Raw genomic sequence first — 17,426 nt, forward strand, 5'->3', positions numbered from 1 at the left:
GTTCCGTCGCGTCGTGCTGCTCGGTCACGTCGTGCTGTTCCGTCGCGTCGTGCTGTTCCGTCGCGTCATGCTGCTCGGAAGCGTCCTGCTTCCCAGCGCTCAGCATATAGTCCCACTGCGACGGAGCAGCCGGGGCGCCGCCATCAACCGGGTCATGCATTTCGTTGGCGTCGTGCGGTTCCTCGGGATCGTGCATTTCCGAGGCGTCGGCGCGGACGGGCTTCAGCGGCGTGACGGCGATTTCGCGCGGCGGGGCCTGATCGCCGGGCATGCCGGGGCGCACGATCTGAAGCGAAACGGCGTGCAGGGCCGGCGCCTTGCGGCCAACCAGGGCCGCCTTTTCATCCTCCGTCAGGCCCGCGAACAGGCTGACATAGGTCTTGGGATCGCGGCGGAAAGCATCGGCAGCACCGGGGTTTCCGGCCATCTGCGAGAGGATGCGGTACAGCGCCTTGGAGGTCTGACGCTCCCGCCCACCCAGCGGCTCGCGGCCAAGACGGGCGATGGCATCCATTTCGAACGGGCCGTAATCGCCGGTCGGGCTGACCGGAAGCGGGTCACCGGTCCGGGTGCGGTCAGCAGGACGTTCGATGCCCAGCTGTTCGGCCATATCCGGATCGATGGGCAGAATGTCCTTGGGCGGCAGATAGAAGCTGCAGGCCTGATGAACCGACGCGCGGACAGCCGGGTCACGATAGGCCTTCAGCGGGCGGCGGATGATCTGGCTGTCCAGGCCGGGGAAGGTGGCGCCGACATAATGATAGGTGGGGTGGTTCTCGCCATAGATCTCGATCAGGCGCTCGAACAGGATGGCGCGCTTGTTGTTCTTGAAGCCCTTCACCGAATAATAGCTGTCACCGACGGAGCCGACCTGCAACAGCACGACATGGCTGGAGGTCACGACAGGCCGGTTGCGCAGCAGCAGGTCACCGGCATCCAGGATCTGGCAGCCATTGACCGACGGATCGATGCGCAGATCGGCAAACAGATAGTCGGTGGAGGAAATGCCGGGCAGCATCTCCGTCCGGTGGCCTTCCTTGCGCGCGATGTTCAGGGCGCGGCGGGCGGGCGACACGAAGAAACCCGGATGGCCGTAGAACACGGCGGTCACGCGCTTACCCTCGCGCACGGCACGCAGGATCAGTTCGGCCATCTGCACATAGGTGATCAGGCGGCGCTTGTCCTCGCCATAATGCAGGGCCAGATTATAGGAATTGGGGTTCAGCTCCCGGATGAAGCTGGCCGTGACACCATCGGGAACACCAAAGAACACGACATCGGCATCACGGATATGGCCGATGGCCTCCTGCGTGAAATGCGAGATCGACCGGATACCCGTGCCGACGACGGTCAGGCTGCCATGGGTCTGGCCGGTCACAATCGGCTTGGACAGATCGAAGGAATTGGGCATCGTCCTTGGTCCCCCTGGGTACGTATCTAAGGTTGGTCAATTTCCAAACGGGCTACGCCGAAGGCGCCATGACCCTAACGCATTCGAGGCATGAATGCATGCCGCAAAATTAGAGCGAGTTGCAATGCGATACATCTCAGATTTGTTACCAGTCATGGGGTTAGACCCCATGTATGCGCGCGCACCAGTAAAAGTCATTCCATGATGAGTAGCATGGTGCAATCAACACACAGCGACCCACCCCCGGTGGCGATCATCCTGGCGGGTGGTCTGTCCAGCCGCATGGGCGGTGGGGACAAGGGGCTGCGGCTGCTGGCGGGTGTCCCGCTGCTGGGCCGGATCACGGGGCATGTCCGGCGGTGGAGTGATATTGTCCTGCTGTCCGCCAATGATGATGCGGGGCGTTTCGACCATGTGCTGGTGTTGGCCCCCCTGACGGTGGTGGCCGACACGGTACCGGACCGGCCGGGGCCGCTGGCAGGATTACTGGCGGCCATGGACTGGACCGCCACTCACAGGCCGGACCGTACCCATATCCTGTGCGTGCCCTGCGACACGCCATTCCTGCCCGCCGATCTTTATCCGGCACTGGCGGCTGCGTTGACCGGCGGCGGGGCAGTGGCCATGGCCGTGGGGCCGGATGGCATCCGACACCCGACTGTCGCCCTGTGGCCCGTCAGCCTGCGCGAGGAGCTGCGCATTGCCCTGCGGGACGAGGGGCTGCGCAAGGTTGGGGTCTTTGCCGCCCGGCATGGGCGGGTCGATGTCCCCTTCCCCGCCGGTCCGGACGGCATCGACCCATTTTTCAACATCAACGGCCCGGACGATCTGGTCCAGGCCGAAGAACTTATACGAATGGCATCGCATTTTCATCGTCATCCCGGCGAAAGCCGGGACCCAGCGTGAGGCGCGGTTAGCGCCGATATGACTCATGTCGCAGCGGACGCCGCTCTACGCTGGGTCCCGGCTTCCGCCGGGATGACGACAGGGTGCTTCCAGTCAACGTAAACCTGATCTAATTATGACCCTGGATATCATTCGTAGCGCAGGGCCTTGACCGGCTTTTCCACGGCCACGCGTGCCGCATGTCCGGCCACGGTGGCCCAGGCGATCACCATGGCCCCCAGGCCAGCAACCAGGAACAGCAGCGGGTCCAGGTCCACACGATAGGCGAAGCCCTGCAGCCAGCGGTTCAGCCCGTACCAGGCGACGGGCCAGGCGATCAGGTTGGCGATCAGCACGGGGCGGGAGAACTGCCACACCAGCAGCCGCACCAATTGCAGGACCGATGCGCCCAGCACCTTGCGGATGCCAATCTCCTTCGTCCGCCGTTCCGCCGTGAAGCTGGCCAGACCGAACAGGCCCAGACAGGCGATGATGACGGCCAGCCCCGCGAAGGCCGCGAACAGCTTGCCCTGGCGGATATCGTCGGCATAGAGCAGTTCCACGCGTTCATCCAGGAAATGACGGCGCGCCGGCACATCGGGCACCATCTCCCGCCACAGGCTGTCGATACGGTTCAAGGTGGCCGACACCTCACCCGGACGGATGCGGACCATCAGCACCCGCGTTTCCAGCGGCTCCGGGTGATAGATGGTAGCAACCGTGCTGTTGCGCGCGGATTTATACTGAAGGTCGGTGACGACGCCGACCACCTGCAAGGTGATGTCGCCTTCATCCTGGGGAAAATTGATGGTGCGACCGATGGCCTCTGCCGGGCTGCCCCAGCCGAACTGCTGTACCGCCGTCGCGGAGATGATGGTGGCGGCGGTCCGCCCCTCCAGCTTGCTGCCTTCGGGCACGAATTTCGCCTCATCGGCGCCGCGCGCCTTGTCGAAGCTGCGGCCCGCCAGCATGGTGGCGCCCAGCGTTTCGAAATAGCCGAAATCCACCGGTTCGGTGCGAACCGTCATCGTCTCGTTCCGGTCGCCGGTAATGACGCCGTAGGTGGAGGTGCGTTCGGACGGGTCGGACGGGGCCCAGGGCGCGCCCGCCACCGACACCACCGCCGGATCGGCCAACAGCCGCGCCTTGAAAGTGTCCAGCTTGGACCGCGCGGCGTCATACTCAAATCCGCGCAGCAGAACGACATTCTCCTTGTCGAAGCCCAGTTCCTGGCTGCTGGCATAGCGGGTCTGTTGCAGCACGACCAGCGTGCCCACCGTCAGGCCGATGGCCACCGCGAACTGTGCCACCACCAGGGCGGCACGCAGCCGCCCGCCGCCGGCACCGGCGGATTTGTTGGAGCGTAGAACCTGTGCCGGACGGAAACCCGATAGGACGAAGGCCGGATAAAGCCCGCCCAGCAGGCCCAGCAGCACCGACAGGCCCAGCGTGATGGCCCCCAGCAGGCCCATGGCATGGAAGGCCGGGTCCATCTTGATGCCCAGGGCCGACTGGAACGGGTCCAGACCCAATTCCACCACGGCCATGGCCAGCAGACCGGCCAGCAGGGTCAACAGCAGGCTTTCGCCCAGGAACTGTAGAATGATCAGGCGGCGGGGTGCGCCCAGCGTCTTGCGCAAGGCCACTTCCCGCGCCCGCATGGTGGCCCGCGCGGTCGCAAGATTGATGAAATTGATGGCCGCGATGGCCATGATCAGCGCGGCCAGGGCGATCAGGCCGGAGATCACCGCCATGCTGGTGCCGATGCCGCCGGGCAGCGGATGGGTGCGGATGTCCAGCAGCGGCTGCAGGCTGAGTTCAGCGCGGTAACCGCCATCATCCTGCGGGTTCGCGCTGGGGCGGACGCGACCCATGAAGCCCTTCAGATCGGTCTTCAACCGCTCCATATCGGCACCGGGCGCCAGCCGCAGATAGACTTGCAGCCAGTTGCTGCCCCAATTTTCCCGCTGCCGTTCCAGGAAGGGCAGCGGCGTGGCGATGGAGACCAGCGCCTCCACCTCATCCGTCACGTTGGAGGGCGGGTCCTTGATGACGCCCGTCACCGTCAGCGTGCGGCCATCGATCAGGGTGACGGTGCGGCCCAGCGCCTCCTGCTCCCCGAATATCTTGGTCGCCAGCGTTTTGGTCAGGACGGTGCTGTTGGGCTGCGACAGGGCCGTGCGCGGATCACCCGACAGGAACGGCCAGTCGAACAGAAGCAGATAATCGACATCCACGGCATGGAAGCTGACATACAGGCTTTCATCCCCCCGGCGCACGATCTCCCGCATGCGGCCAAAGCGGACGACCGTTTCGATCTCCGAGAATTCCTGCTTCAGGGCCGCCGCGGTGGGCATGGACATGGCGGCATAGGTCGCGGGCGCACGGCCCGGCAGATATTCGGTCCGGACAATGCGCAGGGTCTTGTCCGCGTCGGTGAACATGCTGTTGTAAGACAGTTCATGCCACACGAAGACCGTGATCAGCAGGGCCGCCGCCAGACCGGCGGCCAGCCCCAGCACATTGATGCTGGTATAAAGCTTGTGACGCAGCAGGTTGCGCAGCGCCACCATGATCCAGTTCTTCAGCATTCCCCTGCTCCCCCTTATTCATACCGCAAGGCGCGAACCGGCTTTTCCGCCGCCACCCGCGCCGCATGGCCCGCGACCGTGGCCCAGGCAATGATCAAGGCACCCAGCCCCGCCGCCACGAACAGCAGCGGGTCGAGTGCCACACGATAGGCAAACCCCTCCAGCCAGCGGCTGAGCCCGAACCAGGCCAGCGGCCAGGCGACCAGATTGGCGATCAGCACGGGGCGCGAGAATTGCCAGACCAGCAGGCGCACAAGATCCCCGACACTGGCGCCCAGCACCTTGCGGATGCCGATCTCCTTGGTCCGGCGTTCGGCGGTGAAACTGGCCAGACCGAACAGGCCCAGGCAGGCGATGATCACGGCCAGCCCCGCAAAGGCCGCGAACAATTTCCCCTGCCGGACATCCAGCGCGTAAAGCTGCTCGATCCGTTCATCCAGGAACTGCTGGCGCACCGGCACCTCGGGCACCATCTCCCGCCACAGGGCGTCGATGCGGTTCAGCACGGCGGGCGCGGCATCGGGCCTGATCCGCACCATCAGGGTGCCAATCTGGCCCTGGTCGATCTGATAGACAGACGCCACGGTGCGGTCGCGCGCCGTGCGGTATTGCAGATCGTCAACGACGCCGACGATGGTCAAGGTCACGTCGCCCTCATCCTGCGGATACATCAGCGTGTGGCCAATGGCATCCTGCGGGCTGGCCCAGCCCAGCTGCCGCACCGCCGACAGCGAGAGCAGCGCGGACGCGGTGCGGCCCTCCATCTGCTGTCCTGACGGTACATCGGCGGCGGCTTCGGCCCCGTATTTCTCATCAAAGGTGCGACCGGCCAGCAGGCGGGCACCCAGCGCTTCGAAATAGCCGTAATCGACATTGTCGGTGCGGATGGTGACGCTGGCATTCTGGCCGTCATCGGTGCGGCGATAGGCGCTGGTGGTTTCGGCACCGTCGGACGGAACCCAGGGGGCACCCGCCACCGCGATGACACCGGGATCGGCCAGCAGCCGCTGTTTCAGGGCGGCCAGCTTGGGCTTGGCCGCCTTGTTGTCGGCACCGCGCAGCAGCACGACATTATCCTTGTCGAAACCCAGCTGCTGGCTGCTGGCATACCGCGCCTGTTGCAGCACGACCAGGGTGCCGACGGTCAGCGCGATGGCCACCGCGAACTGCGCCACCACCAGAATGGTGCGCAGCCGCCCGCTGCCGGCATTGCCCTTGCTGTTGCCGCGCAGCACATGGGCGGGCCGGAAGCCAGACAGGACCAGGGCCGGATAGAGGCCGCCCAGCACACCCAGCACGAAGGACAGGCCCGCCACGATGATCGCCATGGCCCAAAGCTCACGATAGGCGGGATCGATGGCGACCGACATGGCATCCTGGAACAAAGGCAGCGTCACCTCCACCAGGGCCAGGGCCATCAGGCCCGACAGGAAGGTCAGCAGCAGGCTTTCCCCCAGGAATTGCAGCACCAGCAGCCGGCGCGGCGCGCCCAGCGCCTTGCGCATCGCCACCTCACGCGCCCGCATGCTGGCCCGCGCCGTCGCCAGATTGACGAAATTCACCGCCGCGATGGCCAGGATGACGGCGGCCAGCGCCGTCAGGCCGGAAATGACGGCCATGCTGGTCCCCTCATCATCGGACAGGGGTGCCGTATGGACATCGCGCAGCTTCTGAAGCGTCAGGACATTACGGTCGCCCTGGCCTTCATCCTCCACCGCGTTGGGATTGTTCCGGCGCACGAAGTCGGGCAATGCCGCCGTCAGCCGCGCCACATCGGTGCCGGGGGCCAAGCGGACATAAGTGTCGATCCAGTTCCAGTTCCAATGCTCCCGCGCCCGGTCGATGGAAGGCAGCGGCGTCGATAGGGCGATCAGCGCCTCTGGCCGGTGGGTGACATTGACGGGCGGGTTTTCAATCACACCCGTGACACGCAGGGTGATGCCGGACCCCAGCTCGATGGTCCGGTCCAGGACATTGGTGGTGCCGAACAGCTTTTCCGCCGTCGCCACCGTCAGAACCGCGCTGTTGGGCTGCGTCAGGGCGGATGCCGGGTCGCCGGACAGGAAGCGCCAGTCGAAAATCTCGAAATAGTCGGGGTCCACGGCGGAAAACAGCTGGTAAAGGCTGTCCCCGTCACGGCGCACCACCTCCCGCACGCGGGCCACCCGCACAGCCTGCACCACCTCCGGGAAGCTCTGTTTCAGGGCGGGGGCCAGGGGGATGGCCTGTGACGCCGTCGGCTCCGGCGCCCGACCATTGATCATCAGGATGCGGTTGAGCCGCCAGGTGCTGTCGACAGTGGCGAACCGGTCATTGAACGACAGCTCATGCCGGACGAACACGGCAATCAGCAACGCCGCCGCCAGCCCCGCCGTCAGGCCCAGGACATTGATCGCCGTATAGAGCCTGTGGCGCATGAGGTTGCGCACCGCCACCATCAGCCAGTTCCTCAACATGCCCCAACTCCTATTCATAGCGCAGGGCCCGGACGGGCTTTTCCGCCGCCACCCGCGCCGCATGCCCCGCGACAGTGACCCAGGCAATGACCAGGGCCGCCAGACCGACACCGACGAAAATCAATGGATTGATGGAAACCCGGCTGGCGAACCCTTCCAGCCACAGGCTGACCCCGTACCAGGCCAGTGGCCACGCGATCAGGGTGGCCAGCAGCACGGGCCGTGAGAATTGCCAAACCAGCAGGCGCACGATATCGGCCACGCTGGCGCCCAGCACCTTGCGGATGCCGATCTCCTTCGTCCGCCGCTCCGCCGTGAAGGCGGCCAGACCGTAAAGACCCATGCAGGCAATGATGACGGCCAGACCGGCGAAGGTAGCGATCACTGTCCCCTGACGCGCCTCCGCCTCGTACAGGCGGTCGATCGTCTCGTCCAGGAACCCACGGTAAAGAGGGATGTTCGGCGCCAGTTGCCGCCAGACATCGCCCACCGCTGCCAGGGTCGCCTTCTGATCACCGGGCAGCAGCCGCAGCAGCATCGCCCCGAACTGCGACTGGTCGATCACGAACAGGGCGGCTTCGGCTTCGACGCGCGCGGAGCTGAACCGGAAATCCTCCACCACGCCGATAATCGTCAATATCTGCTGACGCGCGGGGGCACCAACCATACCACCGCGCAACTGCTGCCCCAATGCCGCCGCGGGGTCACGGACACCCAGCTTCGGCAGCATGGCCCGCGTCACGACAATATTGGCCTCTGCCCTTTCGTGCGGTTCATTGGCCAGCCGCATGATGTCAGGCCCATGTGCCCGGTCGAACAGGCGTCCGGCCAGCAGGGTCGCCCCCATGGTTTCCAGATAACCGAAATCAATGGCTTCCGTTCGCAGATGCAGTGTCGCCGTCTGACCCGGCAGCCGGAAGCCCATGCTTGCCTTCGATCCGCCTGCCGGCGCCCAGGCGGAAAGGGCGACCGACTTCACACCGGGAAGACGGCCCAATGCATCCCCCAATGCCTCAAAACGACCGGCCCCGCCGTCGCTGGGCAGCTGGTTGATGATCAGAACATTCTCACGGTCGAAGCCCAATTGCTGCGTCGCTGCAAACCGGGTCTGATGCAGGATAAACAGCGCGCCGATGGCCAGCACGATGGCGATGACGAATTGCGACACGACTAGGGCCGTGCGCAGCCCGCCCCCCGCCGCCGGCGGGCCTTTCGCCCCCGTGGCCACGCCTGTGCGTGACAGGACCAGGGCGGGGTAAAGGCCCGCGACAAGACCCACCAGCGGCGGCAACAGCAGCAGACCGGTCAGCAGCGCCCGATCCGCGAACGGATCGGCTGGCACCTCGATCTTCAGCAGCCGCAGAAACGGCAGGATCAGTTCGGTGGCCGGCAGCGCCAGGACGCCCGCCAGACTGGCCAGCACAGTGGATTCCGTCAGGAACTGCATGGCCAACCCGGCACGTTTGGCACCCAGCGTACGGCGGATGCCAATCTCCCGCAGGCGCAGCCCAGACCGTGCCGTTGTCAGATTGATGAAATTGATCCCGGCGACAAACAGGACCAGCATGCCGGTTAGCAGCGTCCCCTGGATGACCGGCATCGGCGTTCCCGCCTCTCCCGCCACCGGGTTGGTGCGGATGTCGGTCAGGGGCTGCAGCGAAAGGCTGAAAGTGTAGATACCTTTGGCGTCGTCGGGTGACCGGTAGTCAGGCACCAGGGACGGCAACAACGTATCAATCTGCCTTTCCAAAGCCGCCGCATCCACACCGGGACGCAGCAGCAGATAGGTGGCGAGCCAGGAACTGTTCCACTGCCCTTCCCGTTCGCGAAACTCCCGATCCGCCTGATCGCTGACGCTGGTCGTAATCGGGGTCAGGAGGCCGGCCCGCAGGCTGGAATTCATGGGCGGCTCCGCGATGACGCCTGTTACCGTCAAGGTGCGACCGGACTTCAGCGTCAGCACCTGCCCCATCGCCTCGGCATCGCCGAAATATTTCCGGGCGGTGCTTTCGGTCAGGACGGCATCACCGGGCCGGGCCAGCGCCAAGGTCGGATCACCCTTCAAGAAAACCAGATCGAAGACCTGGGGATAGTTCGGATCGACCCGCAAGGCGGCCTGGGTGAACACCTGCCCATCGGCCCGTTCGACAGAGGTCAGGAACGGGATGGTGCGGACAACCTGTTCCACGTCGGGCAGACGCTCCGCCAGGGCGGGACCCACCGGCAAACCGGTGACACTTCCGAACCAGGGGGCCTGCCCGGACATGTATCCGGTGCGGTTCACCCGTACGATGCGGTCGGCCTTTTCGTGATAGCCGTCGAAACTGGTTTCAAACCGGACAAGGGTGCCGATGATCATGCAGACGGACAGGCCCACGGCCAGGCCCACCACGTTGATCGCGGTATAGAGCTTGTGCCGCAGCAGATGACGCCACGCGATCAGAAGCCAGTTCCACAGCATACGCCACCCCCTTCCCGATCCCCGCCAACGTGCCCTTATTCGTGCCGCAGCGCCTTGATGGGGGGGGCCATGGCGGTGGTGGCGGCGTGGCCGGCGACGGTGATCCAGGCGATGATCAGGGCCGTCAGGCCGGCGGCCACGAAATAGGCCGGCGACAGGTCCACGCGCTGTTCGAAACCGTCCAGCCAGCCGCGCAGCAGCCACCAGGCGATGGGCCAGGCGACGAGGTTGGCGATCATGACGGGACGGGAGAATTGCCAGACCAGCAGGGCCACGATCTGCGCGACCGTGGCGCCGAACACCTTGCGCAGGCCGATCTCCTTGGTCCGACGCCGGGCCGCAAAGCCGGACAGGCCATAAAGACCCAGGCAGGCCACCAGGATGGCGAGGCCGGAGAAGGAGGCAAAGACGGTGGCCTGCACCCGCTCCTCATTATACTGGGCGGTGATCATGTCCTCCACGAAGGCGGCATTGAGGGGCCGGTCATTAATCATGCGGGCCCAGAGCGACTGCACCTGCGACAGCAGCGCCGACGGGTCACGCCCGTCGAAACGGATGGACAACGTGTCGAACTGGCGTTCGGCCTGGAACATCACGGTCGGCTGTATCCCGTATTTCAGGGACCGGAACCGGATATCCGGAATGACGCCGACAATGGTCAGATCGAAGGGCGCATTGCCCAGCGTCTTGGTCTTCAAGGTCCGTCCCACCGCCTCGGCATTGGTGGCAAAGCCCAGCAGGCGGGCCGCCGCCTCATTGATCATGGCGGACGCCTGCCCCGTCTCCCCATCCGCCGGCGGGCGGACAAGGTCGGTGCCGAAGGAAGGGTTGAAGGCGCGGCCAGCCACGGGGGCAACCTTGTACAGTTCCATGAACCCGTCACCCAGGCTCTGGTAATTCAACACCTGCCCCTTCTCGCCGGAGCCTTCCAACGTGAAGATCATGTTGTTTTCGTTATTGTCGGTGGGCACGTCGGAGGACAGGGCAACCTCCGTCACGCCGGGCAGGCGGCGCACCTGTTCCATCACGGCATCACGCGTCGACTGGAACCCCGCCCCACCCAGGTTGCGCAAGGCCAGCACATGCTGCCGGTCAAACCCCAGTTCGGCATTGGTCGCGAACAGGGTCTGGCGATAGACGACCAGGGTGATGATCGACAGGCCGATGGCCACTGCGAACTGCATCACCACCAGCAGCTGCCGCAGCCGCGCGCCACCGCCATCGGCGGCATCTTCACCCTTCAGGATGCGGGCCGGCTGGAACCCCGACAGATAGAGCGCCGGATAGGCCCCACCCAGCAGGGTGACCAGCAGCGACAGGCCCAGCAGCGCCGACAGGAACAGCGGGTCCAGCAGCGGGATCGACAAGTCCTTGCCCGTCACGCCATTGAAGGCCGGCAGCGCCAGTTCCATGAGGCCCAGCGCCACCAGGATGGACAGCACGACCATCACCGACCCTTCGGTCAGGAACTGTGCCACCAGGGAGCGGCGGCGCGCACCCAGCACCTTGCGCACCGCCACCTCCCGCCCGCGCAGGGAGGAGCGGGCGATGGCCATGTTGGTGAAATTCACGCAGCCCAGCGCCAGGATCAGCAAGGCCACCATGGACAGGGCCGTCACCAGCCCGGCATCGCCCGCCGGCTTCATATCGCCGATATCGCCGGCCTGCTGCTTGGCATGCAGGCGGATATCGCGGATGGGCATGAAATGCTGGCGCGTGCTGTCGGAGGTGCGGACATTGTTGTTCTTGTTGGGGATCATCCGGTCGATGAAGGCGGCATTGTCATCGGCCAGCCGGGCGATGTCATCGGCGCGGCGCAGCTTCAGATAAGTGAAGACATTGACCGAGGTCCAGGTGTCCAGGATGTTGGGAAAGCCCGCCAGACGCTGCGGCACGACCGGGGCCAGCATCTCCACCTTCAGATGCGTGTTGAGCGGCAGGTCGGCGATGACCGCCGTGACGCGGTGGTCATACCGGTCGGGACCGATACAGCAGATGGTCAGGGTGCGACCGATGGGATCGGCATCGCCGAAATATTTGCGCGCCGCACTTTGCGTCAGCACCAGCGATGACGGGTCCGACAGGGCCGTTGCCGCATCACCTTCCAGGAATGTCAGGCCGAAAATGGCAAGGGCCGCCGGGTCCGTATAGGTCACGGTCTGCGGAATGGCGGTGCCGTCGCGCAGGATGGAGGTATCATAGGGGAACATGCGGGCCGCCACCTCCACCTGTTCGGGATAGGCGGTGATGAGGGCGTCCATCATCCGGCCCGCCGAACGGACAGTGTTGAAGGGCGCGCGTCCCGGGATCTCATAGCTGGTATGGACGCGCACGATGCGGTCGGCATCGGGCACCCAGGCGTCATAGGACAGTTCGTCCCGGACATGCAGCATGATCATCAGGCAACTGGCCAGACCCACGGCCAGACCGGTGACATTGATGGCCGTGTACAGCTTGTGCCGCAGCAGAGTGCGGATGGCCACCAGGACCCAATTCTTCAGCATGATATCCCTCCCCCTCTATCCCTTTAACCGTCACTCGTACCGCAGTGCCTTCACCGGCTTTGCCTGTGCCACGCGGGCCGCATGCACACCGACCGTCACCCAGGCGATGGCGAGCGCCACCGATCCGGCGCCCAGGAACAGCAGCGGGTTCAGGTCGATCCGGTAGGTGAAATCCGACAGCCAGCGATCCATGCAGAACCAGGCCACGGGCCAGGCGATCAGGTTCGCCACCAGCACCGGCTTGGAGAACTGCCAGACCAGCAGGCGGACAATGTCGGGCACGCTGGCGCCCAGCACCTTGCGCAGGCCGATCTCCCTGGTCCGGCGTTCGGCGGTGAAGCTGGCCAGACCATAGAGGCCCAGGCAGGAGATGAAGATCGCCAGACCCGCAAAGGTCGCGAACATCTGCGAGGTCTTCTGTTCGCGCTGATACTGGTTGGCGATGTTCACATCGAAGAAGCTGCGCTCAATCGGACGGTCGGGGATCAGTTCGGCCCAGGTGCGGTCGATCTTGTCCACCACCGCCTGCAACTGCCCGGCCTTGGCCCGTATGGCCATGGCATGGTGACGGCCCTCATCGCTGATATACATCACGGCACGGATGGGCTCATGAACGGAGCGGTAGTGGAAATCCGCCACCACGCCGATGACAGTGCCCATCAGATAGGTGGTCATGTTGTCCATGATCTTCACCTGCTGACCCAGGGCCGCGCCCGTGCTTTCATAGCCCAGGGTCTTGACGGCGGTTTCGTTCAGTACGACGCCGACCGGCAGAAGGATTTCCTTGGTGCCTTCCGGCGGCGGCTTGTTCTCTTTCATCCAGTCGGGACGCTGGACCAGATCGGTGGCACGGGTTCGGTCGAAGGTGCGACCGGCAAGCATGTGCATGCCCAGCGCTTCGAAGAAGCCGGGTCCGACACTGTCCTGACGCATCACATGCTGTTCAGGCTTGGTCCCGGTCAGCGGCTCGATCACGGTGTTGTTTTCCCCGCCATCGCCGGGGATATGGGCCGCCACACCCACACCGGCAACATTGGGATCGGCGCGCAGCATGTCCATGAAGGTCTCGCGCTTTTCCCGCACGCCTTCATCCAGGAAATGGCCGACGATCACGACATTCTCCGTGTCGTAGCCAAGGTTCTTGTGCTGGGCATAGATGAACTGGCCATAGACGACCGAGGTGGCGACCATCAGGGTGATAGAAATGGCGAACTGCACCACCACCAGCACCGTGCGCAGCCGACCGGAACCGCCACTGGTGCCGGACCCGGCACTTTTCATGGTCTGGGCCGGGTTGAAGGATGACAGAAGGAAAGCCGGATAGGCGCCGCCGCCGATACCGACCAGCAGCACCAGCCCCAGCAGCATAGGCAGCAGCAGCGGGTCCTGGCTGAAATCCAGCACCAGTTCCTTGCCCAGGAACGTGCTGAACCCCGGCAGGGAAACTTCCACCAGCGCAATGGCGATCAGCAGGGCGAACAGGGTCATCAGCACGCTTTCGCCCAGGAACTGCGACACCAGCTGTGCCCGGCTAGCGCCCACCACCTTGCGCACGCTGACCTCCCGCGCGCGCTGGGTGGCACGGGCGGTCGCCAGGTTCATGAAATTGATGCAGGCGATGATCAGCACCAGAAAGGCGACCGCCGTGAAGATGGTCAGCTCTGTCTGGCTGATCCCCGGCGTCACATCGCCGCCCATCGGTTCGGTATGGATGCTGGTCAGCGGACGCAGGCCGGGAAAGGCCAGGGCGGACAGATCAATGGGGCCCTGCGGCGTCTGCAACGGCGTGAAAGTGCGCTTGACCCATTCCTGCATGCCGGCGCGCAGCGGCTCCACCGACGCACCCGGCTTCAGCCGCAGATAGGTCTGGCCCTGCGTATTGCCCCAGTTCTTTTCCTGTTCGATCATCCAGGTGCCGGCGGGATGGCCCATGGGCAGCAGCACGCCGAAATCCAGATGCGTGTTGCGCGGCAGGCTGGCCACGACCGCCGTCACCTTCAGTTCATACTTGTGATCCAGCGTCAGGGTCTGGCCCAGGGCCGGCGCATCGCCGAAATATTTCCGGGCCATTTCTTCGGTCAGGACCACGGAATAGGGATCGGTCAGCGCGGTCGCTGCATCACCGGCCAGCAGCGGAAAATCAAAGATCCGCAGGAAGGTGGGATCGACCGTGAAGGTCCATTCATAGAATTGCCGGTCACCGACCGATATGATGGCCCGGCTTTGAAGGAAGCGGGTGAAATCCTCCACCTCCGGATGGGCATTCTTGAAGGCGGGGCCGAAGCCCATCTGGGTATAGGCGTTGCGCTCCGGCTTGCGGCCCGGCACATGCCATTCGATGGTCGCCTGATAGATACGATCCGCATCCGTGAAGAACCGGTCGTAACCGGTCTCATTGCGCACGAACAGCAGGATCAGAAGACAGGCGGCCAGCCCCACGGCCAGGCCCGACAGGTTCAACAGGGCGTGCAGACGGTGGCGCAGCAGGTTCCGCAGGGCCACCATGATCCAGTTACGCAGCATTTCCCCCCCCTCTTGGTAGCCCCATCCCTAAATCAGGAAACCCTTGCGGATCCGGTCCCCACCGGACCCGCAAGGGCCAGTCGCTCACTCGTAGCGCAATGCCGTCACCGGCTTGGCCTGGGCCACGCGGGCCGCATGCAGGCCGACGGTGGCCCAGGCGATCAGCAGCGCCACCGCACCCGCCGACACGAACAGCAGCGGGTTCAGGTCGATGCGGAAGCTGAAGCCGTTCAGCCACTGATCCATGCAGTACCAGGCCACGGGCCAGGCGATCAGGTTGGCGATCAGAACCGGCTTGGAGAACTGCCAGACCAGCAGGCGGACAATGTCCATCACGCTGGCGCCCAGCACCTTGCGCAGGCCGATTTCCTTGGTCCGGCGCTCAGCCGTGAAGCTGGCCAGACCGAACAGGCCCAGGCAGGCAATCAGGATGGCAAGACCCGAGAAGGCGGCGAACATCTGCGAGGTCTTGGCCTCACGGACATACTGGGCCTGGATACGGTCATCCAGGAATTCGCGGTTCAGCGGACGGTTGGGGAACATGTCGCGCCACACCCGCTCGATCTCCACCAGGGTCTTCTGCACGTTGCCGGGCTTCAGACGGACCAGAACGTCAGAGAAGCGTTCACGGTCGATGATGAACATGGCCGGCGGGATCGGGTCATGGATGGAGCGGAAGTGGAAATCCGCCACGACACCGATGACGGTCAGCTTGTTGGTGCCATCATCATTCGCCCCGGCTTCGAACTGCTTGCCAATCGCATCCTCATTGCTGGCGAAGCCCAGACGCTTCACGGCAGCCTCGTTGATCATGACGGCACCGGCATAGGTGCGGGCAGCCGTATCGCCTGCCGGCACCTGGGCCGGGTCGGCCAGGGGTGGCAACTGATCGGCGGGGCGGTTGCGGTCGAACTCACGGCCAGCCACCAGTTGCAGGCCCAGCGCCTTCACAAAGTCCCAATCCACACCACCCTGACGCAGGACCAGCATCTGATCCGGGTTTGCACCCGGCAGGCGAACATTGGTGTTGTTCTCGCTGCCATCACCTGGGGTGCTGCTGCTGCCGGCGGCGGCGGACACGCCGTCCAGCTTGGACAGTGCCTCCACCAGCGTCTGCTGGCGGGCCTGATCGACGGAACGCGGGAAGCCGCGCAGCACCAGGGTGTTTTCCTTCTCAAAGCCCAGATTCTTGTTCTGGGCATAGAGAAGCTGACCATAGACCACGGAGGTGGCGACCATCAGGGAGATGGAGATGGCGAACTGCACCACCACCAGCGCCATGCGCAGCCGGCCCGAACCGCCGCCCACACCCGACGACGCCCCCTTCAGCACACGGGCCGGATTGAAGCCCGACAGGAAGAAGGCCGGATAGGCGCCGCCCGCCACACCCACCACCAGCGCCAGCCCCAGCAGGGCCGGACCCAGCAGCGGATCGGTGAACAGGTTGAAGCTCAGCTTCTTGTCCAGGAAGGCGGAATAGGCCGGCAGGGCCAGTTCGACCAGGGCGATGGACAGGACAAGGCCGATCACGGTCAGCAGCAGCGATTCACCGATGAACTGCATGATGATCTGGCCACGGCTGGCCCCCACCACCTTGCGCACGCTGACCTCACGGGCGCGCTGGGTGGCGCGGGCCGTGGCCAGGTTCATGAAGTTGATCGAGGCAATCGCCAGAACCAGGGCCGCCACCGCCGCAAACGTAATGATCTCCGCATAAGACGTCGCCGGACGCATGGAGGTCATCACCGGGTCGGTATGGATGTCCTTCAGGTTGCGCAGGCGCGGCGTGAAGATCTCACCCAGCACGACATTGCCGGTGGGGGAATTCAGCGTCGGGGCAACATTCTTGAACCAGGCAGGCATCCGGTCGCTCAAGCCCTTGCCATCCACGCCCGGCTTCAGCCGGACATAGGTTTCGCAGCAGACGGCGCCCCAGTTGGTCTCGATGCCGCGCATGGCCTGGGCCACCGCCGCATAGGGACGGATGATTTCCAGGTCGAAATGCGTGTTGGACGGCATGTCAGGGATGACACCCGTCACCTTGGCCGGTGCCGAACCGTCAATATCCAGGGTCTGGCCCAGCGCGTCCTGATCCTTGAAATATTTGCGCGCCATGCTTTCGGTCAGGACGATGCTGTTGGGATTATCCAGGGCCGTCATGCGGTCCCCGCGCAGGAACGCGAAATCGAAAATCCGGAAAAAGTCGGGATCGACGGCACGGGCGGTTTCAGAGAAGCTTTCGCTGCCCTGCTTGATGACCACGTTATTCTGTATCACCCGGACCGTCATCTCCACCTCCGGCAGCCCTTCCTTCATGGCGGCGGCCAGGGGCAGCATGGAGGCGGCGAAATGATCCACCTGACGGCCCGGCAGCTGCGCCTTGAAGGCCACCTGATAGATGCGGTCATTGTCGGTGAAGAAACGGTCGTAGGACGTCTCGTTGCGCACGAACAGCAGGATCAGGACGCAGGTCGCCAGACCCACGGCCAGACCCGTGACGTTGATCGCCGAATAAAGCTTGTGTTTCAGAAGGTTGCGCAGGGCAACCATCAGGTAGTTCTTCAACATGGCAGATCCCCCCGGATGCCGTGGGAC

Annotated in this window: 8 protein-coding genes; 1 reads left to right on the top strand and 7 read right to left on the bottom strand. The window is 64.5% G+C overall.

Going from position 1 to position 17,426, the window contains the following annotated elements; translation table 11 throughout:
• Positions 1-1,411 (bottom strand): SAM-dependent methyltransferase (locus tag ACODSP_RS25145; RefSeq protein ID WP_488968271.1); only part of this gene is annotated, 1,411 nt, incomplete at its 3' end.
• Between the two features lie 213 nt (positions 1,412-1,624).
• On the opposite strand from ACODSP_RS25145, the gene mobA reads away from it, so the two are divergent.
• Positions 1,625-2,317, top strand: coding sequence for a molybdenum cofactor guanylyltransferase MobA (mobA, locus tag ACODSP_RS25150; protein WP_488968272.1), 693 nt, complete (start codon positions 1,625-1,627; stop codon positions 2,315-2,317).
• A 128-nt stretch (positions 2,318-2,445) separates the two neighbouring features.
• Here mobA and ACODSP_RS25155 read toward each other — a convergent pair whose 3' ends face one another.
• From ACODSP_RS25155 to ACODSP_RS25180, 6 genes are all read right to left on the bottom strand, one after another.
• Positions 2,446-4,887, bottom strand: coding sequence for an ABC transporter permease (locus tag ACODSP_RS25155; RefSeq protein WP_488968273.1), 2,442 nt, complete (start codon positions 4,885-4,887; stop codon positions 2,446-2,448).
• 14 nt (positions 4,888-4,901) lie between these two features.
• A complete protein-coding gene (locus ACODSP_RS25160; RefSeq protein WP_488968274.1) occupies positions 4,902-7,343 on the bottom strand; it encodes an ABC transporter permease in 2,442 nt (813 codons plus the stop codon).
• Positions 7,344-7,353: 10 nt separating this feature from the next.
• Positions 7,354-9,804, bottom strand: a complete 2,451-nt coding sequence (locus ACODSP_RS25165) for an ABC transporter permease (RefSeq protein ID WP_488968275.1) — start codon at positions 9,802-9,804, stop codon at positions 7,354-7,356.
• 35 nt (positions 9,805-9,839) lie between these two features.
• The gene (locus ACODSP_RS25170) at positions 9,840-12,308 is read right to left on the bottom strand and encodes an ABC transporter permease (RefSeq protein ID WP_488968276.1); all 2,469 of its coding nucleotides are present in this window, start codon (positions 12,306-12,308) and stop codon (positions 9,840-9,842) included.
• A gap of 30 nt (positions 12,309-12,338) precedes the next feature.
• On the bottom strand, positions 12,339-14,831 hold the full coding sequence (locus tag ACODSP_RS25175) for an ABC transporter permease (protein ID WP_488968277.1): 2,493 nt from the start codon (positions 14,829-14,831) through the stop codon (positions 12,339-12,341).
• An 84-nt stretch (positions 14,832-14,915) separates the two neighbouring features.
• Positions 14,916-17,399, bottom strand: coding sequence for an ABC transporter permease (locus ACODSP_RS25180; protein WP_488968278.1), 2,484 nt, complete (start codon positions 17,397-17,399; stop codon positions 14,916-14,918).
• Positions 17,400-17,426 lie beyond the last annotated feature (27 nt).

This window comes from Niveispirillum sp. FG156 (genome assembly GCF_057809555.1).

What these genes read in the sequence shown, in the direction of transcription:
- mobA (WP_488968272.1), top strand. Translation starts at nt 1,625, where the DNA reads ATGGTGCAATCAACACACAGCGACCCACCCCCGGTGGCGATCATCCTG.
- ACODSP_RS25155 (WP_488968273.1), bottom strand. Translation starts at nt 4,887, where the DNA reads ATGCTGAAGAACTGGATCATGGTGGCGCTGCGCAACCTGCTGCGTCAC.
- ACODSP_RS25160 (WP_488968274.1), bottom strand. Translation starts at nt 7,343, where the DNA reads ATGTTGAGGAACTGGCTGATGGTGGCGGTGCGCAACCTCATGCGCCAC.
- ACODSP_RS25165 (WP_488968275.1), bottom strand. Translation starts at nt 9,804, where the DNA reads ATGCTGTGGAACTGGCTTCTGATCGCGTGGCGTCATCTGCTGCGGCAC.
- ACODSP_RS25170 (WP_488968276.1), bottom strand. Translation starts at nt 12,308, where the DNA reads ATGCTGAAGAATTGGGTCCTGGTGGCCATCCGCACTCTGCTGCGGCAC.
- ACODSP_RS25175 (WP_488968277.1), bottom strand. Translation starts at nt 14,831, where the DNA reads ATGCTGCGTAACTGGATCATGGTGGCCCTGCGGAACCTGCTGCGCCAC.
- ACODSP_RS25180 (WP_488968278.1), bottom strand. Translation starts at nt 17,399, where the DNA reads ATGTTGAAGAACTACCTGATGGTTGCCCTGCGCAACCTTCTGAAACAC.